We start from the raw sequence: 19,936 nt of genomic DNA, 5'->3' as shown, positions 1-19,936 counted from the left end.
GCCGGAGCATGTTTGGCAAACGAAGCAGCCTCGCAGACGAAGCTATCGCCAAGCTCGCCGCCCTCGACAGGGCACAAGCCATCATCGAATTCAACCTCGACGGCAGCGTGCTCACGGCCAACGAGAACTTCCTTGCAGTCGTCGGCTACTCGTTGGCCGAGATCCAGGGCAAGCACCACAGCCTTTTCGTCGAGCCCACCTACAAGGAGAGCGCCGAGTACCGCGACTTCTGGGCCGAGCTGCGCCAAGGTGAGTACCGGGCTGGGCGCTATAAGCGTCTCGCCAAAGGCGGTCGGGAGGTCTGGATCCGAGCCTCCTACAATCCTATCCTCGACCGCTCGGGCAAGCCCTACAAGGTCGTGAAGTTCGCAAGCGACATCACGCGCCTGATTGCCGAGGAGACAGAGCGGCAGGGGCAGATTGCAGCGATCCATAAGTCGCAAGCTGTGATTGCCTTCAGCCTCGACGGCGTGGTGCTCGAGGCCAACGAGAACTTCTTGGAAGCCATGGGCTACACGTTGCCCGAGATCGTCGGTCAGCCCCATCGCACCTTCGTGGACGCCGATCACGCCAGAAGTCCAGAGTACCACGACTTTTGGTCCAAGCTGCGCCAGGGCGCGTACGTGGCCGGCCAGTTCAGGCGCATCGCGAAGGGAGGCCGTGAGGTCTGGATCGAGGCGAGCTACAACCCCATCCTCGATGCGAGCGGCCGGCCCTACAAGGTCGTGAAGCTCGCCACCGACATCACCGCACAGGTAAAGCTCCTGGCGGACCTGAAGCGGCTGATCGAGCAGAACTTCAGCGAGATCGACAGCGCCATTCTGCGCTCGAACCAAGAAGCTAGCGAGGCCACACAGGCGGCGGGTAGCACAGCCGACAACGTGCAGACCATGGCGGCAGCCTCCGAAGAACTTGCCGCCTCGGTAGCCGAGATCTCGCAAAGCATGGTCAAGTCACGTGACGCGACCGACAACGCGCACGGCCAGGTGATCGGCGCGGCCGAGTTCACGCAGAAGCTGGCGCAGGCCACCACCGCGATGAGCGGCATTGTTGGTCTGATCCAGAGCATCGCCGGGCAGATCAATCTCCTGGCGCTGAACGCCACCATTGAGAGCGCGCGGGCGGGTGAGGCAGGTCGCGGCTTTGCGGTGGTGGCCCAGGAGGTGAAGAGCTTGGCCGGCCAAGCCGCACGCGCAACGGAACAGATTGTGGGTGAGATCGACAACGTTCAGGCGGTGTCGCAGCAGGTTGTCGGCGCGCTCGCGACGATTCAAGGCTCGGTCGAGCGGATGCGCGATCATGTGATCAGTGCGGCAGCGGCTGTTGAGGAGCAGAGCGTGGTTACGCGCGACATGTCGGGCAACATGCAGGATGCGGCGAGTGCGGTTGCCGCGATTGCGCAGAACATCCTGGCGATCTCAGGCTCGGTCGGAAGCGTCTCGCAGGCTGTGGCCACCACGAAGGAAGCAGCACGCGTCCTGGCGCGCTAATGTCAGCCAAGTTGGAAGGGAACTGCATAACGTCTAGGCGCCAAACAACCGGTTTCGAGATGCGGCCCAGGTCCGCTGGATGACCGTAATAGGTGCACTGCTGACAGGGCGACGGCAGAACGTACGTCCGCTTTCGGGAACCGCGTGATCGCGCATGTACGGCGATGTTGAGTGGATTCTTGCCGGTCCGCTTTCGAGCGCCAAATCCAGCAAGCGGACGTTCGACGCACGGCAAGAGCTGACCGAAAGCCTGCAGCAAGCCGTTGAGGGTGGACAGGGTCAGGCGGCGGTTTTGACAGTCTGCACCCGCAAAGTTGCAGTCTGGGCTGCCACCGCGCAGCTTGCAGGGCGCTCGGGAAGGGCGCCGAATACCGGCCTAACCGCTAACAAGCTCTTCAACAATTTTTGGCGGCAGAGCGAAGAGATCGACGAAGGACTGTGCGAGATCGGCCTCGCCGGCGAAGGCGAGCGTTCCGCCCGCACCGTCTCTAGCCAGAGGAGCCTTGCCATAGATCGTGCGGCGCATCGCCATCGTGTCGCCCGTGAACGCGAGGTCGGGTGCCTCCATGATACCACGGCTCACAACGATCTCGCCGCCGGTCACCGTCACGACGAAGTCCTCGCCGGGGAAGTGAAAGGCGACCGTTACTAACAGCTCCGCGGCTTGTGTGCGGTCAGCTAGGGCCTGAAGCGACATCATGGCTGAAGCCGCCGACATGAACAGGCGCGGGTCGTGCTTTGGTGAGCGAGCCGCCCAACGCCCCATGTCGCGCATCAGCGGAGCGGCCCCACGGCCCCACTCCGTCAGATCATAAACCTGCACGTTGGCCGGAGACGGCAACCGATAGCGCAGGACGATACCCGCCTCCTCCAGGCTCTCCAGGCGTTGCGTCAGTACGTTGGCGCTGATGCCGGGGAGGTTTGTTCGTAACTCGCCGAAGCGGCGAGGGCCGAAGACTAGCTCGCGCATAATCAGCAGCGACCATCGCTCGCCGATGAACTCCAGGGCGAGCGCAGTACCGCAAGCGTCGTCGTATCGACGCTCTCGTGGCGCAGATGCCGCTCTGGTTATTTTTTCTGACTGCATGGTTGCTTTGTATAACCGAGAATGCCAGCCTGGGCAAAGCGGGGCTGTAAGGGGCACCGCGACGCGGCCAATGCGCCCGCTGTCAGAGAGGAATGCGCCTGATGCCAACTGCCGAGGGTAAACCTATCTGGTTCGAATTGAACGCGGCCGACCAGGACGCGGCACAAGCCTTCTACGAAGCTATCGCCGGCTGGCGCATCGCATCTTCCGCGGTGCTGGAGCATGGCGGCTATCAGGTCGCGGAAGCTGACGGGAAGCCCGTGGCGGGGATCCGGCGGTCGATGCCCGAAGCTCCCGGCTTTCCCGGCTGGGCGGTCTACCTCGCGACCCGCGACGTTGACGCCCTGTCCTCCCGGGTGGTGGAGCTTGGCGGCCAGATCCGGTTCGGGCCTGTCAACATCCCGCATGTCGGCCGGTTTGCCATGGTCAGCGACCCGCAGAACGTGGTCTTCGCCCTGATGAATGCGACAAGGCCCGACGAGAGCCGGGCCTTCGGGCCGGTGCCCCTTGGGACGGAGCAAACCATCGGCCACGGCGTATGGATCGAGCTCGCAACCCCCGATCCCGAGGCTGCCTTCGCGTTCTACGGGGCACTCTTCGGCTGGGAGAAGCTCGGGGCCATGCCGATGGGCGGGATGGGTGAGTACGCCTTCATTGGCCGGAGCGACCTGCGCCCTGGCGCGGTGATGTCGAGTACGGCCACCGGGGCGCCGGCCCGATGGAATTGGTATGTCCATGTGGCCGATATCGATGCCGCACTCCTGACGGTGCGCGAGAGAGGCGGCACGGTGCTCCAGGGTCCCGATCCGATCCCCGGCGGCAGCTACTCGGCCAACATCGCCGACCCAGCGGGCAACAGGCTCGGCCTTGCCGGCTCGCGCCAGGCGGCGTGAGGAGAGTCGAGCGATGGCGAGCGAGATGCTGATGATCGCAGGCGGACAGAGTGACACCATGGCCCGGAGGACACCCACGACGGTGGAGCGGACATCGGACACGGAGCTCGTTGTCATGCGAACCGTCGATGGCCCGGCCCGGGTCGTCTTCAAAGCGTGGACACAGCCGAAGCTGTTCCAGCAATGGTGGGTGCCCAAATCCTGCGGCGTCTCCTTGATCTCGTTCGAGGCTAATATCCGCACGGGCGGCACGTACCGTTTACTGATGGGCCATCCCTCCTCGGAGCAGCCCATGGCGTTCTTCGGCCGATACATCGAGGTGACGCCCCACGCCCGCCTCGTCTGGACCAACGACGAAGGGGGCGAGGATGGGCCCGTCACCACGGTGACCTTCGAGGAAAGGGACGGCGCGACAGACATCGTCGTGCATGAGCTCTATCCCTCGAAGGCAGCCCTCGACGAAGCCTTGGCCTCTGGAAGCACGGGCGGTTGGGGCGAACAATTCGTGGAACTGGACGATCTGATCGTCTTCCTAGACGCAGAGGCCTAAGCGCCATGGGCAAGGTACGCGCGAGAGGTTTCTCAGTCTCCATCGATGGCTTCGGGGCCGGCCCGGACCAGAGCCTGGAGCATCCGCTCGGGAAAGGCGGGCCGGAGCTGATGCGGTGGTTCTTCCCGACGCGGGCCTTCCGATCGATGATCGGGCAAGAGGGCGGCACTGACGATCGTTTCGCCGACACCGGAATGAATGGCTTTGGCGCCTTCATCCTGGGCCGCAACATGTTCGGGCCTGCCGGAGACGATTGGGGCGGGCCGGACTGGAAGGGCTGGTGGGGCGACAATCCCCCGTATCACGCGCCGACATTCATCCTCACACACCACGCCCGGGCGCCCATCGTGATGGAAGGTGGGACGACCTTCCATTTCGTCACCGGGGGGATCGAGGCGGCACTCGACCAAGCCAGGGCCACCGCTGGCGACTTGGATGTTAAGATCGGTGGTGGTGTGTCGACGGTTCGCCAGTATCTGCTCGCGGGCGCGATCGATGAGTTGCACCTGGCCGTGTCACCTGTTGTCCTGGGCCGGGGCGAGCACCTGTTCGCGGGCATCGACCTGTTGAGCCTCGGCTATCGGGTGGCAGAAACGGTCCCAACGGAGCTTGCGACCCACATCGTGCTGACGCGCTGAGTGCAGGAAGAGAACTGGGCGCTGCCTCAACGTTCGGAATCAACCTAATGCCGAAGACGGAAACGCTCGCTGTCGGCGAAGGCACTGATGAAGCGGGAAGCCGGCACGTGCTGGAAGCAGCGTTCCTGCAGGATCATGGCCTAATGCGCGTTTAGCCATACACAGAGTGGCCAACATACAAGCGAATGGAACGGTTTTGATGAAAGTGACTGTTTCGATTGACGTCCCGTCGATTGATGAGGGCCTGAAATTCTTTGGTGACGTCTTTGGCTTCGTCGAGACGTCCCGGCCCCATCCCGGTTACGCGAAGCTGACTTCGGGGGATCAGACGATCGGACTTCTCGCGAAACCAGCTGGATCCTCACCTGCGCCGGGAAGCAACGACTTTCGCCGGTATGAGCGCCATTGGACACCGGTGCACATCGATTTTCGTGTCGACGACTTCGAAGGGACGCTCGCACGGGCTGTGGCGAATGGCGCTAGATCAGAGCAGGTACACCGTGTGTCGGGCTTTCCCCCGGTTGCATTCTGCAGCGATCCTTTCGGACATGGGTTCTGCATCGTTGGCATGAACCAGTTTTAGGTCCTCGGCGGATCCGTTCATAACGCGTATATCTTTGCACAAAGATCGGGCATTAGATCCTCGATGTTTCGCAGGGCCTGTTTCAAATCAGCAGTCTGCCTCCGCTTGTGATCCGGTCTTTGCAGATGTCCGCTTCGGAGATACCGGTCAAGGCCGCTGAATGGCCGAAATGGGCGGATAGTGTTGAAAAAGGCGCAAGTTACTACTTGAAGGCCATCGGCCGGGCGAAGTCGTGGAACAATATTCCAATTCCCCGGTCGATATTTCTGCCTGACGACGAATTTTCAGCCAACAAGAGAACAGTAATCTATCTGAGGCGCTGTTCAATCGATCGGGGCGGCGCAGTCCGCCTTTTTCAAGACTATCGGCGCAAAGCTGTCGGCTGCATCTATCCTTTTCGTAGCCAAGCCTACGCCTTGAGGTGAGGCTGTGCGGCGAGCTCAGGTTGACCGCGAAGCAGACATCCTCAATCCAGAACTCGATCGGTGCGGCGTAATTTCGATTGTCGGGATGGGGAGGACCATGGAACGATTGGCCGTGATCTCCGCGAGATGCAGCGCGTACCTCTTGCAGCATCGCACGTTGCCGCGATCCGGGCCGTAGGATCCGAAAGACACTATCCAGCCGGAACATTTCTCGCTCGTGCTGGGGAGCCAGCTGACTGTTTCGTCTACGTCGAGGAGGGCCAGGTCGAAGTGGTGGATCCGTTCACGGGCGAGCGGCATGTGCCATCCACTCTTGGTCCGACGCAGTTCATGGGCGAGATCGCCCTGCTGCACGGTGGCAACTGGTCAATGCCGATGCGGGCATCCAAGGACACCAGCGTCATCGAGGTGCCTCGGCGGGAAATCCTGCGTCTCATGTCCGAGATCCCCGAGATGTCGGACATCGTCATAACCGTCCTTGCTGCGCGGCGCCGGCGACAGTTGGACACGCGCGACGGCACGCTGGTTCTGATCGGCGAGGACGAGGACCGAGCCGTGCGGCGGATCGCGGAGTTCGCGAGCCGCAACCGCCTTCCGTACCGGTCGTACCTCCTGGGCAGCCCGGAAGCGCGCTCCGTCGCAACAAGCTGCTCGGCGCCGCCTGACATGCCGGCAGTCGTTTTCGGTCGGGAGATCGTCGTCACAGACCCGACGCCGGACAAAGTCGCGCAACTCCTCGGCCTCAACTACAACCTTGTCGACGACGAGGCATTCGACGTGCTTATCGTTGGCGGTGGGCCTGCTGGCGTGGCGGCCGGCGTCTATGCCGGAGCGGAAGGGCTTCGCGCATTGGTCATCGAGGATCTCGCGATCGGCGGCCAAGCCGGCACGTCAAGCCGGATCGAGAACTACATGGGGTTTCCGACGGGGATCTCCGGCGCCGATCTCGTATGGCGAGGCGAGGTCCAGGCGCTGAAGTTCGGAACGCGGTTCGCGATGCCGCGGCGGGTTGTCAAACTCGAACGGCTCGACGATGGCGCTTTCTGCGCGACGTTTGACAACGACCAGCGCGTTCGAGGTCGTGCGGTCGTCGTTGCCACTGGCGTCCAATACCGCCGGCTACCGATCGATCGTCTGGAGGCGTTTGAGGGGTCGGGCGTCTACTATGCCGCGACGGAGAACGAGAGCCGCTACTGCAAGGATGCCGAGGCGATCGTCATCGGCGGCGGCAATTCGGCTGGCCAGGCTGCGATGTATCTTAGCCGCTCGGCCAGACACGTCCGCCTTTTGGTGCGAGGCCAGTCACTCGCCACCTCCATGTCGAGCTACCTGTCGAGCCGTCTCGAAGCGGACCCGGCGATCACCATCGAATACGGTGCCGAGGTTAGCGCCCTCCACGGCGATGATCGTCTCGATGCGGTGACGATCCGAAACGCCGGAAATGGACCAGAGCGGACGGTCTCGACACGCGCCCTGTTCATCATGGTCGGAGCCGCCCCCAATACGAGCTGGCTATCGGGGCTTGTCGAACTCGATAAGCATGGGTTCGTCCTGACGGGAGATACGAGAGGCGGAAGCTCACCGTACGCGACATCTCAAGCCGGTATCTTCGCGGTCGGAGATGTACGGGCGGGCTCCGTCAAGCGTGTCGCCTCGTCGGTTGGCGAGGGATCGGTCGTTATCTCCAAGGTCTGGGACTACGTTCAGCCCTGAAGAAGGCGGGTGCGACGTGAGGAAATGCGCCAGGAGAGACGGCATTGATCCATCGGCTCGTATGGCTGCTTTCGGGTTCACCGCTGAAGCGCGGCATTGGCCACAATGGGCGCGGTGCAGCCCTACTGACCCAGAGCCCCTCGGCGTTCAGATCTCGGTGCCCTCTGCCAAAGCGTGCGCGTCCTCGACGTCGACCCCGAGGTAGCGCACCGCGCTCTCGATCTTCGTGTGGCCTAGGAGGATCTGTACAGCCCGTCAGTTGCCGGTGCGCTTGTAGATCAGCGACGCCTCGTGCGGCGTAGCGAATGCGTCCCGAAATCCTCCAGTCGCAAGGCGATTCCGGTGACCCACTCGTCGACCACGCGAGCGTACTGCCGAGTGCTGAGGGGGCATCATGGTCGATCCGGCTCGGAAAGGCGGAATCGTCCATGCTCCCACATCGGCACTCCAGCCACGCCCGCATGCTGGTGCGGGCCGGTTCCAGCAGCTCGAACTGCACCGGTCGGCCGGTTTTACGTTGAATGACAATGGCTCGCGTTCGAACGCGCCCACCGCTGACGAGGTCGCCGATCCTGGGCTTGACGATGTCACAGCCGCGCAGCTTGCTGTCGATGGCGAGGTCAAACAGCGCGCGATCGCGCACGCGCCCAGCGCGGTCTAGTCAGCAACCGACCGCCCAAACCTGCTGAGGTTTGAGGGCGCGTTTGGCGCCGATCTTCTGCCCGGCATTCCACGGACGGCGGCTCTTGAAACCCCGGTCCTGCTCCGAATGTCCCATCGTTGTTCTCCCAGCCGGCCCATGCCGGCAATGAGATGAACGGCGTCACGAGCGCGACCGGGGCAGTACCGCAGTCAGGGCGAGAGACTCAAAGGCTTGCGGCGGAAGCGGACGGACGGCATGCGACCCAAACTAGTCGTAGGCGCGTCATCGCGCAGCTTCCGAAAGCGGACATACCTTTTGACATTACACTGGCGGAAGTGCGCCCATCACAGCCGTTCATTCCGCAAAGCGACCGCCTTGAAATCGGATATTCCAAAGTTTGCCGTCATCGGCTTGCGGTCTCGCCGACGTTGTGACTGCCTCACATTCGTAGCCAGCACCGTTTCCCAGACATTTGATTTCCTGACAGCCGTCTCAGACAATAGGCTCAGGTAACCCGTTCATCGCTTGTTGCGGCGTCCGCGCCTCGTCCACTTCACAGTAAAATACTGGCGCTGTCACTGCCCGAATCGGTAGCCGAACTTCATCAGGAGGTACGGACGCTTTGATGTAAGAACGCATTGATTGTCTCCGATCTCGATTTTGCACAATCGTCTTTTACAGCACAGCTTGTACAGTCATCATATGAGGTGAATCGTGGATAAATTTGTGATCTCTATTTTTTACATCACATGATGTTGCGCAATTCTAACTTCGATTTATTTTTAAATGATCGGCAGCGAATAGGTGGCAGGCGCTGACGGCTGGGAGAGGCACGTGCTTCCGTCTGCAAAGCAAGGCGAAGCTTCATGCCTTCGGCTTTCCATTCTCATCCCCTCAGTCGATTTGTTCGCAAATGTGAGAGTATTGCGCCTCTCAGCGATGCCGAACGCCAGGCGATCCTGAATCTACCTATAAAAGTCAGCGCTCTCAGTGCTCGGCAGGTCATCCTGTGCGATGGCGATACGCCAACGCATTGCTACCTCATCGTTGAGGGCTGGGCTTGTTCTTACAAAATGATCAGCGAAGGCCGCCGGCAGATCGTTGCTTTCCACATTGCCGGCGATATTCCCGATCTTCGCAGCCTGCACATCGGAACTATGGATCGCAGCCTGGGTTCGCTGACCGGAGTAACGGTTGCGCTCATCCCCCATGATAGCTTGCGGGATCTGATCGTGCGCTATCCCGGCATCGCCGCTATCCTCTGGCGGGACACTTTGGTCGATGCAGGGATCTTCTGCGAATGGATCACCAGCCTGGGCCGTCGTACATCCTTCGAGCACATCGCGCACCTGTTCTGCGAGCTTTACCTCAAGCTTCGCGCCGTGGGGCTGGCCAATGGTCATGGCTGCCCATTGCCGGTCACTCAGAACGACTTGGCTGATGCGCTTGGCCTAACGAGCGTGCACGTCAACCGGGTGCTTCAGGAGATGCGAAGTCGTGGCCTGATCTCACTGAGCGGGCGTCAACTCGTGATATCGGCTTGGGACGAGGTCGTCCGCGTCGCTGAGTTCGATCCGACTTACCTCCAACTGGAGATGCGGGCCGTGGAATGACATTACGTCTCCAGCCCGTGCAGGTTGCGACAAACAGCCTCGCTACCGAAAGCCACTTGGTTTTCTCCGGCGACTTCCTCGTCGCGGTTTTGCCCAGCTCTCGACCCGGCACGGCGACGACGTTGACAGACGGTTCTCGGAGGCTGGCTTTGGGCGCCTGGATCATCCCTCGCCACCCAAGTTCCCGGACCCCGACTAGGCACAGGCTTGGATCGAGCACGCAGGGTGCTGCTCGCCACGGGCGCGGACGATGTGGAGCCGGACTTGCCGGACCTGCCCGACGCGATCCGGCGGGGGCTCGTTCGCTACTGTCCGATCTGCGATGGCTACGAGGCACGAGGCAAGCCCATCGCAGTGATCGGCCATGGCGAAAGGGGCCTGGGCGAAGCGGTGTTCGTCGCCCGAACCTATTCGCGCAACGTGACGCTGCTGACGCTTGGCCAAAGCATGGAGCTCGATGCAGGTGAGCGAGAGCGCGTCGGCAAGCACGGCATCAAGGTGGTCTACGAGCCGGTCATCGAACTCGGCGTCGAGGATGGCAGGATCACGATGCTGCGCACAGCGGGCGGCGAAGAACATCGCTTCGAGGTTCTCTATTCGGCTCTCGGGTTGAAGCTTCGTTCCGAACTCGCGCTTGGACTGGGTGCCAGGCACGACGAGACGGGAGCCCTCGTCGTCGACGAGCACAACCGCACAACGGTGCCAGGCCTCTATGCCGCGGGAGGCGTAGTTCGCGGCCTCGATCAAGTGGTGGTCGCGATGGGCCATGGCGCGGTAGCGGCCACCGACATCCACAACCGGTGTGAACTGCCCACCGAGGAGGAGGTCGAAGGGGCCGGCGGCAGGACCAGCGGCACCCTGATCCCGCTTCGGCCGTCGATCCCGGAAGCTCCCTGAACGGCGAAATCGACCACTATGGCCATGCCGTACGGAGCAGGATGCCGCAGGCACCGACGCAAACCGTTGCTCCCGCCGGAGGTTGGTCCATGCCTCCCCGAATTGCGGAGCCGAAAGAACCGAACGGAAGAGTCATCATGGCTGACCCATGCGATTCAAGCTGCCTCTACATGCGCCGCCTAAACGAGATGATAGCCTTCTGCCCGTCGCCGGCCATCCTGGACATGGAAGTCGCGCTGTTCCGGAGGCTCCAGGCCTTCGAGGTCGAGGCACGGGCGGGAGGGGCGCCCGGAGGATCCCTGGACGCCATCGCGGCCGCCCGCTCCTCGATGACGCTCGCCGCTTCCAGGCATTGGCTCCCCGTGACGCGCGGACACTGAGGACACCGAGGAACCGTGAGCTCATCCCATTCGACGTTGCGGTTGCTCGTGGCCGAGAGTGAGACACCCGAGGCGCGCCACGAGCGTCGCGAGAGTGTCGGGCGCTCCTCTGGCGAGACCTACCTCGACATCCTTGGCAAGCTCGCCCCGGGTGCGGCGTGCGACCGGATCAAGCCTGTCGACGCCGACGCGGCGCTTCCGTCCGGCATGTCTCTGGCCGGGTTCGACGCGGTGTTCCTCACAGGATCGCCGCTGCACCTTTACGAGGAAACGGCGGAAACCCGGCGGACGGTCGCGTTCATGCGATCCGTGTTCGCCTCAGGCACCCCGGCCTTCGGATCCTGCGCGGGCTTGCAGGTCGCCACGGTAGCGGCAGGAGGCACTGTGCGGGCCAACAGGCGCGGCTTCGAGGCGGCCTTCGCGCGGCGCATTACCCCGACCGAGGCCGGTCGCGCCCACCCGCTGCTGGCTGGCCGGCCGGCTACGTACGACGCGCCTGCCATCCACACGGACGAGGTCGAGGTGCTTCCGCCCGGCGCCATGCTGTTGGCGGGCAACCGCGTCACCACCGTCCAGGCCGCCGAGATCCGCTTCGACGGTGGCGTGTTTTGGGGCGTGCAGTACCATCCCGAGATCGGCCTCGACGAGGTGGCTGGAGCCATGCGCCGCCAGGCGGACGGCTTGGTCAAGGCGGGGCTCGCTCGGGGCAAGGAAGACGTCGAGGCTTATGCGAGCCAAGTCGACGCCCTTCATCGGGAGCCGACAAGGCGTGACCTCGCTTGGCGCCTCGGCCTGGACCAGCAGATCACGGATGAGCGCTTAAGGCTCGCGGAACTGCGCAACTTCATCGGGGCGCTCACCCGGCTCGGGCGCGAGGGGCTGCTAGCTGGGGATAGGTAGGACAGTCCCGAGCCCGCGCGGGACGCGGCCGAAGCGCCACCGTCAGCCGAAGCTGCGGACCCTTGCAGGTTCCGCGGGCATCCGTGCGCCGCGCGTGCCGATTTCCGATGCAACTTCCCCGAGACGATACCCACCACCCACGGGCCGAAGCGTTGCGATACTTCATCCGCGACGCCGGCTTCCCGTGCGTCGGCGCCAAATCGGCCCTGACCAAGGGCCAGATGCGGATCCTGGTCGCCCGCGACATCACCTCGGCCCGGGACGACATGCGCATCTACCCGGCGATGATGGCCTTCATGGCGCGTTATCGCCGGAAGTCCGACCTCTTCCAGAGCTTCGCGATCGTGTTCGAGGGGCACGGCGACCTCAACGAGGAGGGCTTCGAACGGCACCTCTGGGACCGGGTGCAGCCCCTGGCCGACAAGGATGCCTGGCTCGGCCATCCCTGGGACGGGCGCGTCGCCCAGGAGCCGGACAGCCCGCACTTCTCCCTGAGCTTCGCCGGCGAGGCGTTTTCTGTCGTCGGCCTGCACTCCAACGCCAGCCGTCCGGCGCGGCGGTTCTTCTTGCCCGCGCTGGCGTTCAATCTGCACGCCCAGTTCGAGCAACTGCGCGAGGCCGGTCGCTACGAGAAGCTGCGTTCCTCCGTCTTGCAGCGGGACGAGGCGTTGGCCGGCTTGGTGAACTCGATGCTGGCGCCATGGTGAGGTCGCCGAGGCCCGCCAGTACTGCGGCCGGGCCGTGGGGGAGGGCTGGCGCTGCCGCTTCCGCCCGCGCGAGGACGCCGGTGCCGTCGCGCGCCCGGTTCCCCACGATCTCCTGGTCGAGGGCGCGTTTTCGGCGGGCGGCGCAGATCATCCCGGCCCCGTAGCGGTTTGGCACCCGGGACGGGGCGCATGACTGCCGCCGCCATGATGGAAGGTGACCGACCATGAAAGCGTTGACGTGGCAGAGCCGGGGCAAGATCACCAGCGAGACCGTCCCGGACCCGAAGATCGAGCACGGCCGCGACGTAATCATCGAGGTCACCGCCTGCGCGATCTGCGGCTCCGACCTGCACCTGATGGGCGGGTTCATGCCGACGATGGAATGCGGCGACATCCTCGGTCACGAGACGATGGGCGAGGTCATTGAGGTCGGCAAGGACAACCACAAGCTTAAAGTCGGCGACCGCATCGTGGTGCCCATCACCATCTGCTGCGGCGAGTGCCGCCAGTGCAAGTGGGGCAACTGGAGCTGCTGCGAGCGCACCAACCCGAACGGCAAGCTGCAGGCGCAGACCTACGGCTATCCGCTCGCCGGCCTGTTCGGCTTCTCACACATCACCGGCGGCTTTGCCGGCGGCCAATCCGAGTACCTGCGGGTGCCCTACGCGGATGTCGGCCCCATCGTGGTGCCCGAAGGTCTCACCGACGAGCAGTGCTCTTCCTAAGCGACATCTTCCCGACCGCCTACCAAGCCGCCGAGCACTGCGACATCGGCCCGGAGGACACGGTCGCCATCTGGGGCTGCGGCCCGGAGGACACGGTCGCCATCTGGGGCTGCGGCCCGGTCGGCGTGCTCGCGGTGAACTGCTGCTACCTGCTGGGCGCCAAGCGCGTCATCGCCATCGACAGCGTGTCCGAGCGTCTGACGCTCGCCCGCGAGGCGGGCGCGGAGACCATCGACCTGTCCAAGGAGAACGTGCAGGACACGCTCATGGAGATGACCCACGGCCTCGGGCCAGACTCGGTCATCGAGGCGGTCGGCATGGAGTCCCATGGGGCCGACAGCACGCTGCAGAAGGTCTCCTCCGCCATCATGGAGCACACGGTGAGCCTGGAGCGGCCCATCGCGCTCAACCAGGCCATCCTAGCCTGCAGGCCCGGTTGGAACGTCTCGATGCCCGGCGTCTTCGCCGGTCCCGTGGGGCCCGTGGCGCTGGGGGTCCTCATGAACAAGGGCCTGACCCTGAAGACGGGCCAGACCCACATGGTTCGGTACATGAAGCCGCTCCTGGAACGCATCCAGAAGGGAGAGATTGACCCTTCGTTCATCATCAGCCACCGGTCGACCAACCTGGAGGAGGGACCGGCGCTCTACGAGGCTTTCCGCAACAAGACCGACAACTGCACCAAGGTCGTGTTCAAGCCGCACGGCTGACGCCGCCTAAGTTATGGTTGGGAACGGCCGCAACGCATGAAGGCACGGGGATGCCGGACGACACACGCGACCTCGCCCTGGTCTTCGCCGGCGGCAATGCCGTCGGCGCCTACCATGCCGGAACCTACGAGGCGCTGCATAACAGCGGGATTCGGCCCGACTGGGTCGTGGGCGCCTCCATCGGCGCGGTGACCGCCGCCATCGTCGCGGGCAACGCCCTCGAGGACCGGGTCGCCAAGCTCCGGATGTTCTGGGACGAGGCGACGCAGTCCACGGGACCGAGCCCGACTGGGCTGCTCAAGCCGCGCCAGGTCTACAACGGGCTCCACGCCCTCCTGGCACTTGCTTGGGGGCGGCCGAGCATCTTTCGCCATCGTCTGCCGGGCCTATGGTCGGCCCTGCCCTGGGTGCCGAACGACGTGGCCCTGTTCGACAACGCCCCCTTGCTGCGGACGCTCGAACGCCTCGTCGATTTCGACCGCCTGAACCGGGGCGGCACGCGCCTGACAGTCGGCTGCGTCAATATCGAGACCGGGGAGGAGGTCTACTTCGACACCGACCGCGAGGAGGTCCGGCCCGAGCACATCCTCGCTAGCACGGCCATCCTTCCGGCCTTCCCGCCGGTGGAGGTGGACGGGCGGGTCCTGTGCGACGCTGGCTACACGAACAACCTACCCCTCGACCCGCTCTTCGAGACCGAGCCCGAGCGCGACCTCCTATGTATCGCCTCGGACCTGTTCTCCTTGCGCGCACCGCGTCCGGCTTCCCTCGATGCAGTCATCGAACGCGCGAACGACCTCATCTTCGCCAGTGCGCCGCGCCGGGTGATTGCGGGCCTCAGGCGCGAGTACGAGTTGCGGCAGCGGCTCGACCCCACGGGACCAGCGGTGACACTGCTCCACCTCGTCTACCAGGCCGGTGCCGATCAGCTCGCAGCCAAGAGCTTCGACTTCTCGCCCTCGTCCATCCGCGACCGCTGGGCCGTTGGCCGACGCGACGCGGAGCAAGGTATGGGGCTGCTGGCGCCGGGCCGGCGCGGCAGAGGCCGCTTCGAATACCTGACCCTTCCCGACAGCCCCGGTCCCACGGGGCCGCAGGGGTGAGCCGAGCGCATGCGGGCGCGGGTCGGTCGCGCCGGCCGTAATGATCAGGGTGAGCGCGACTGCCTGCTGACGAAGACCGCCGGACACCTCGGTTCGAAAGTACAATCTCCGTGGAGACGAGGGTCTGCGCTTCGCGGATCGTGTCGCGACAAGTTGCGGAACGGTGCGCAGCGCAGGTGAAAGGGCGAATATGAAAGTGCGCGAAATCCGACATTTGGCACCCGCCGCAAGAGGCTGCTCTCGACCCAACACAGCCCTACACCCGTGGCCGCGCGGCTCTGGAACACGGACGTAGGTTCATCATCCATATCGGCGGCAGTGCACTCTTGTCGGTCGGTCAGCTGGACCAGGGCGCAGCCTGGATCCTCGTACACACGTTCGGCTTGCAGAAGCTGTGATCGAAGTGCTCGATGTATTCGACGTTCACTGTGCCGAAGGTCGTTTCCGGTGTCTTCAGAGCCGAGCGAAGCTGGTCCTCGACGAACTCGATCTGAAGTTGCGGCGCGGGAAAGCCGCGAGTGTCTGGGCGCGCTGCTCGGGCGTGTAGTTGTCATACCCGATCCCAACGACATCCATCACGACGCCCGCCTTCGTTAGGGCGATTTCCGACTGCATATATTCGGGGATACCGGGAGTCGTGTGCAACGCGATCGCCTACCAGACTAGGTCCGCCTTTTGCCCCGGAAGCCTGTGCCTCTGGAGGAACGCGCGAGCCGCATCGGCGCCGTCGATCTCGAACCGCTTGGTCGGAGTGTGATATGCGTCGGCCAGCCCGAGATCGTGGAACAAGGCCGCCACGTAGAGCAGCTCGGAATCGAAGGTCAGCCCATCACGAACGCCTCTCATCGCGCCGAATACGAAGACCCGGACCGAATGATTGAACAGCAGATCGGATGCATGCTCACGCACGAGTTCGACAGCCTCGCGGGCGAGCGCTCTCGCGTTGTCGGGGATCCTGATGCCTGAGATCACTTGACTCATCGTCGATCTCCTCTTGTTAGCGTTACGGATCACGCCGACGCATCCTGCCACGACGCCCGCTCGACGGGCTCACGGCGGTCCGCTTTGTGACTTCAGCGAGTGTCTGTTCGCCGCGCCATCGCTCGGGCCAAGCCTTTTGCCGGATTATCCGCGACGGCTCGGCCCGTTCAATGCGCCGGCCCCCTCGGCGCCTGCCAATGGCTGTGTTTTTCCTGCCAAGCGGATGGCGCTGCGGCCGTCAGCGCTCGCGGCCCAATTCTCCGGGCAGGGCTGGGGGCAGCCCTATTGCTGCGGCTGGCCGGCTGACAGGACCTATAGACCCTGTGGCGCCGATCAGGCGGCGTTGGCGTTGGGTCTCATGCGGAAGCTGTTGCGATACTGCGCCGGCGAGATGCTCAGCCGGCGCTGAAAGACCGCCCGCATCCGTTCCGGCGTGCCGAAGCCGCAATCATAAGCGACCGCCTTAAGTGGCCGGTCGCTGCCTTCCAGCAGGTTGCGCGCGGCGTCCACACGCGCCGCCTCTACGAAGTCGTGCGGCGTTAGGCCGACCTCCTTAAACAGCCGCCACAATGTTCGTTCGCTGGTCTTTGCCACGCCAGCGAGCTGCCGAACCGAAAGAGGCTCGGCGAGATGCTCCATCACGTGCTGCTGCACTCTGGCGAGTGGGGAGGCGGTGTCGACGGCCGTCGCCAGGAACGGACTGAACTGCGATTGGCCGCCCTGACGCTGCGCGATGACCAGCAGCCTCTTGGCTGCGGCCTGCGCGAGGGCCGCGCCATGATCCTCGGCGACGAGAGCCAGCGCGAGATCAATCCCTGCAGTCACGCCGGCTGACGTAATCAGGCGGCCGTCACGCAAATGGATCCTGTCAGGATCGATCCTGGCATTCGGGAACAATACAGCTAGGCGCTGGGCGATCTGCCAGTGAGTCGTGGCAGCCCGACCGTCGAGTAGCCCGGCATGCCCGAGGGCGAACGCGCCGGTGCAGATCGATCCGTAAAGATCGGCGCGAGAGGAGGCCGTCCTCAGCCAGGCCGAAAGCTCCTCGTCCGGTGGCGACACCGGCAGCTCGGGCCCGCCAGCGACGAGCACGATCGAGAATGGGTTCTGGGCTTCAGTGAAGGTAAGGTCGGCGAGCAGGCGCATGCCGTTCGATGCGACGATCGGGTCGCGTGTCCGCGCCACGAGGACGGTCCGGTAGGACGCGCGTCCACCCAGCAGGCTGTTTGCTTCCGCGAAGACATCCACCGGACCCGCAATGTCGAGCGCCTGCACCCCGTCGTGGATTATGATTGCGACGCTCCGATCTAGCATTTGCACCTCTTGCATCGTCGACCTGTAGCACCTCCTTCTTGCCGCTCCGCCGGCTGGCGGAAAAGCGGGCATCGATGGCGGAAATCCGGTGTTTCGCGTCATTGCGCAAGACAAGACGACGTCAGAGATATCGGCCCAGTAGTATTGGATGCTGTTCAGGTCGACGCTCCAATGTTGGCTAACATCAGGAGGCATAGATGCCGGTGGCTGCCACTCCTCATGCGGACGAACGTGACCGCTCCTCTTTGCCGGCCCCACCCGTCGAGGTCGATAGTTGGCTCGACGAGGCGCTGGCCGACAGCTTCCCGGCGAGCGATCCGCTTTCCTCCCACCGCTTCGACTGAACCTGCCGCACCAGGATCGACGACGATGAATGCTCACCTGCACCACCCTGAGACGATTGCGGGCATTCGGGTGCCCGACAGCCAGATCGCACGGGCCGCAACGCAGCTCGTGCGCGATAAGGAAGACGACCTGCTATACAACCACAGCCGCCGGGTGTTCTTCTGGGGCGCGCTGACGGGGCAGCGCCGCAACCTAAGATACGATCCGGAGCTGCTCTATATTGGGGCGATGTTCCACGACATGGGCCTGACGGACGCCTACGCGAGCAGGGCACTCCGGTTCGAAGTCGACGGGGCCAACGCCGCCCGTGATTTCCTGACAAGCTATGGCGTGCCTGAGCGGGACATTGAGGAGGTCTGGACCGCCATCGCCCTGCACACCACGCCGGGTATTCCGGAGCATATGCGTCCGACCGTCGCTCTCGTAACGGCGGGCGTCGAGATGGACGTGCTCGGCATCGCCTATGACGACTTCACGCCCGAGCAGCGCGACCATGTCTGCGTCCACCATCCGCGCGAGTCCAACTTCAAGGAAGCGGTCATCGATCACTTCGCCCAGGGAACGATCAAGAAGCCCGAGACCACCTTCGGCAACGTCAAGGCCGACGTTCTAGCGCTCAAGGACCCAGGCTACAGGCGGATGAACTTCTGCAGCATCATTCTCGGCTCGCCCTGGCCGCATTGAACCCAGACCAAACCACGACTGGGGCAAAGGGAGACCGTCATGATCTCACAACTGAAGTGGAGGTGCGCAAAGCCGGCAGCCATCGCGGCATTCCTAGCGGCCGCGGCGCTAGGGGCGCAACCTGGACAGGCTCAGCAGCGCGAGTCCGTAAAGCCTGTCTTCAACCGCGCCCTCCCGAACGTTCCGGGCAAGAGCCTGATCGCGGTAGTGGTCACCTACCCACCCGGGGGCGAGTCTGCGGCACACCGGCATGCCGCGTCGGCCTTTATCTATGCGCACGTGCTGACCGGCGCGATCCACAGCCGCGTCGGCGACGAGCCTGCCAGGACCTACCGCGCCGGCGAGAGCTTCTTCGAGGATCCCGGCGCTCATCACCGGGTGAGCAAGAACGCGAGCGACAGCGAGCCCGCCAGCCTGCTCGCAGTCTTCATCGTCGACAGCCACGACAAGCCGCTCACGGTTCCTGATCCGGACGGGGCAAGCCCGTAGGGCCGGCGCACAGGATTAGTCAACCGCGAGGAGAGTGCGATGGCCAGGGAGACTGCCGCGCCTACCGAGGGCGAAGCGATGACGGCTTGGCGGGTGAACGCGTTCGGGCCGCCGGCTGCAATGAGCTTTGAGCTGGTGCCGCGGCCTGTTCCGGGTCCGGGCGAGGTTCTCGTCAAGGTACATGCCGCCGGTGTCGGGCCGTGGGACGGCTGGATCAGAGCGGGACAGAGTGCGCTGCCGCAGCCCCTTCCGCTCACCCTCGGGTCTGATCTGTCGGGCGTCGTCGTGGCTTACGGCTCGGAGGTAACCGGCCTCAAGCTCGGCGACCCGGTTTTCGGCGTGACGAACCCGCGCTTTGTCGGCGCCTATGCCGAGTACGCAGTGGCCTCTGCCGCCATGCTGACTGGAAAGCCGCTCTCGCTTTCGCATGTCGAGGCGGCATCTGTGCCCGTGATCGCCGTGACGGCCTGGCAAGGTCTGTTCGAGGAGGCCCGCCTGCAGCCGGGGCAGACCGTGCTGATCCACGGTGCGGCCGGGAATGTGGGAGCCTATGCGGTCCAGCTGGCCCACCAGGCTGGGCTTCAAATCATCGCAACGGCCGGAGCAGGCGATTCCGCCTTCGTCTTAAGCCTTGGCGCGGATCGGGTGATCGATTATCGCGCCCAGCGTTTCGAGGACGAGGTGAAAGACGTCGACGCCGTCCTGGACCTGGTCGGAGGCGACACGCAGACCCGTTCCTTCAAGGTCCTGCGCCGAGGCGGCAGGCTGATCTCGGCCGTAACGCAGCCCGACGCGGCGCAGGCCGACCAGCACGGCGTAAACGCAGCATTCTTTCTCGTGCAGGTTACAACCGAGCGTCTGTCCCGCATTGCCACGCTTATGGAGGCCGGTCAGCTCAACCCGCGGGTCGGGGCAATCCTGCCGCTGGCAAAGGCTCGCGATGCTCATCTGATGCTGGAAGGAGTGTTACCTGCGCCCAAAGGCAAGCTTGTCCTGCATGTCGTGACGGACTGAACCACGGAAGGGGGTACGCGGGCATGCCCGCTTCCGGTTGATCCGCCCCCAG

18 protein-coding genes and 3 pseudogenes are annotated in these 19,936 nt (G+C 64.0%); 17 read left to right on the top strand and 4 right to left on the bottom strand.

Translation table 11 applies throughout. From position 1 onward, the window contains the following. Positions 1-8: 8 nt before the first annotated feature. Complete coding sequence (locus MGN01_RS21030; protein WP_147048783.1) at positions 9-1,490, top strand: methyl-accepting chemotaxis protein; 1,482 nt, start codon at positions 9-11, stop codon at positions 1,488-1,490. A 376-nt stretch (positions 1,491-1,866) separates the two neighbouring features. Here MGN01_RS21030 and MGN01_RS21025 read toward each other — a convergent pair whose 3' ends face one another. Beyond that, the gene (locus MGN01_RS21025) at positions 1,867-2,577 is read right to left on the bottom strand and encodes a winged helix-turn-helix transcriptional regulator (RefSeq protein ID WP_147048782.1); all 711 of its coding nucleotides are present in this window, start codon (positions 2,575-2,577) and stop codon (positions 1,867-1,869) included. A gap of 101 nt (positions 2,578-2,678) precedes the next feature. On the opposite strand from MGN01_RS21025, the gene MGN01_RS21020 reads away from it, so the two are divergent. The 5 genes from MGN01_RS21020 (at position 2,679) to MGN01_RS21000 (ending at position 7,379) form a co-directional block, all read left to right on the top strand. Further along, the gene (locus MGN01_RS21020) at positions 2,679-3,470 is read left to right on the top strand and encodes a VOC family protein (RefSeq protein ID WP_147048781.1); all 792 of its coding nucleotides are present in this window, start codon (positions 2,679-2,681) and stop codon (positions 3,468-3,470) included. Positions 3,471-3,501: 31 nt separating this feature from the next. Further along, positions 3,502-4,020, top strand: coding sequence for an SRPBCC domain-containing protein (locus tag MGN01_RS21015; RefSeq protein WP_238258516.1), 519 nt, complete (start codon positions 3,502-3,504; stop codon positions 4,018-4,020). A 5-nt stretch (positions 4,021-4,025) separates the two neighbouring features. After that, positions 4,026-4,658, top strand: coding sequence for a dihydrofolate reductase family protein (locus MGN01_RS21010; protein WP_147048780.1), 633 nt, complete (start codon positions 4,026-4,028; stop codon positions 4,656-4,658). 199 nt (positions 4,659-4,857) lie between these two features. Then, positions 4,858-5,241, top strand: coding sequence for a VOC family protein (locus MGN01_RS21005; RefSeq protein WP_147048779.1), 384 nt, complete (start codon positions 4,858-4,860; stop codon positions 5,239-5,241). A 551-nt stretch (positions 5,242-5,792) separates the two neighbouring features. Then, positions 5,793-7,379 carry an FAD-dependent oxidoreductase gene (locus MGN01_RS21000; RefSeq protein ID WP_147048778.1) on the top strand — a complete coding sequence of 529 codons (1,587 nt, stop codon included), beginning with the start codon at positions 5,793-5,795 and terminating at the stop codon, positions 7,377-7,379. A 147-nt stretch (positions 7,380-7,526) separates the two neighbouring features. Here MGN01_RS21000 and MGN01_RS24270 read toward each other — a convergent pair. Continuing rightward, a pseudogene (locus MGN01_RS24270) lies at positions 7,527-8,157 on the bottom strand (tyrosine-type recombinase/integrase). 731 nt (positions 8,158-8,888) lie between these two features. On the opposite strand from MGN01_RS24270, the gene MGN01_RS20990 reads away from it, so the two are divergent. The 7 genes and pseudogenes from MGN01_RS20990 (at position 8,889) to MGN01_RS20955 (ending at position 15,057) form a co-directional block, all read left to right on the top strand. After that, positions 8,889-9,635 (top strand): Crp/Fnr family transcriptional regulator, encoded by a 747-nt coding sequence (locus tag MGN01_RS20990; protein WP_147048777.1) that lies wholly within the window; start codon positions 8,889-8,891, stop codon positions 9,633-9,635. A 225-nt stretch (positions 9,636-9,860) separates the two neighbouring features. Then, positions 9,861-10,532: an NAD(P)/FAD-dependent oxidoreductase gene (locus MGN01_RS20980; protein WP_238258515.1), complete on the top strand. Its 672-nt coding sequence runs from the start codon at positions 9,861-9,863 to the stop codon at positions 10,530-10,532. 137 nt (positions 10,533-10,669) lie between these two features. Next, on the top strand, positions 10,670-10,912 hold the full coding sequence (locus MGN01_RS20975; RefSeq protein ID WP_147048776.1) for a hypothetical protein: 243 nt from the start codon (positions 10,670-10,672) through the stop codon (positions 10,910-10,912). 15 nt (positions 10,913-10,927) lie between these two features. Further along, complete coding sequence (locus MGN01_RS20970; RefSeq protein WP_147048775.1) at positions 10,928-11,812, top strand: type 1 glutamine amidotransferase; 885 nt, start codon at positions 10,928-10,930, stop codon at positions 11,810-11,812. Positions 11,813-11,919: 107 nt separating this feature from the next. Continuing rightward, positions 11,920-12,712 (top strand): annotated as a pseudogene (gntA, locus tag MGN01_RS20965) (guanitoxin biosynthesis heme-dependent pre-guanitoxin N-hydroxylase GntA). 31 nt (positions 12,713-12,743) lie between these two features. Beyond that, a pseudogene (locus MGN01_RS20960) lies at positions 12,744-13,954 on the top strand (zinc-dependent alcohol dehydrogenase). Between the two features lie 50 nt (positions 13,955-14,004). Further along, positions 14,005-15,057: a patatin-like phospholipase family protein gene (locus tag MGN01_RS20955; protein WP_147048774.1), complete on the top strand. Its 1,053-nt coding sequence runs from the start codon at positions 14,005-14,007 to the stop codon at positions 15,055-15,057. A 654-nt stretch (positions 15,058-15,711) separates the two neighbouring features. On the opposite strand, the gene MGN01_RS24265 is transcribed toward MGN01_RS20955, so the two are convergent. Then, positions 15,712-16,038 (bottom strand): HD domain-containing protein, encoded by a 327-nt coding sequence (locus MGN01_RS24265; protein WP_238258514.1) that lies wholly within the window; start codon positions 16,036-16,038, stop codon positions 15,712-15,714. Positions 16,039-16,371: 333 nt separating this feature from the next. Then, positions 16,372-17,547: a GlxA family transcriptional regulator gene (locus MGN01_RS20945; RefSeq protein ID WP_306437194.1), complete on the bottom strand. Its 1,176-nt coding sequence runs from the start codon at positions 17,545-17,547 to the stop codon at positions 16,372-16,374. Between the two features lie 2 nt (positions 17,548-17,549). Between MGN01_RS20945 and MGN01_RS23765 the strand changes: the two genes are divergently transcribed. The 4 genes from MGN01_RS23765 to MGN01_RS20930 are packed head-to-tail and all read left to right on the top strand — an operon-like array spanning position 17,550 to position 19,884. Next, positions 17,550-17,696, top strand: a complete 147-nt coding sequence (locus tag MGN01_RS23765) for a hypothetical protein (protein ID WP_170246093.1) — start codon at positions 17,550-17,552, stop codon at positions 17,694-17,696. Positions 17,697-17,721: 25 nt separating this feature from the next. Then, the gene (locus tag MGN01_RS20940) at positions 17,722-18,381 is read left to right on the top strand and encodes an HD domain-containing protein (RefSeq protein WP_147048773.1); all 660 of its coding nucleotides are present in this window, start codon (positions 17,722-17,724) and stop codon (positions 18,379-18,381) included. A 39-nt stretch (positions 18,382-18,420) separates the two neighbouring features. Further along, a complete protein-coding gene (locus tag MGN01_RS20935; RefSeq protein WP_147048772.1) occupies positions 18,421-18,870 on the top strand; it encodes a cupin domain-containing protein in 450 nt (149 codons plus the stop codon). Between the two features lie 39 nt (positions 18,871-18,909). Next, positions 18,910-19,884, top strand: a complete 975-nt coding sequence (locus tag MGN01_RS20930; RefSeq protein WP_373319221.1) for an NADP-dependent oxidoreductase — start codon at positions 18,910-18,912, stop codon at positions 19,882-19,884. The last annotated feature ends 52 nt before the right edge of the window (positions 19,885-19,936 follow it).

Source organism: Methylobacterium gnaphalii (genome assembly GCF_007992215.1).
GTDB classification, from domain to species: domain Bacteria; phylum Pseudomonadota; class Alphaproteobacteria; order Rhizobiales; family Beijerinckiaceae; genus Methylobacterium; species Methylobacterium gnaphalii.
The sequence above is the reverse complement of the archived record's forward strand: the minus strand, read 5'-3'. Positions and strand labels throughout refer to the sequence as shown.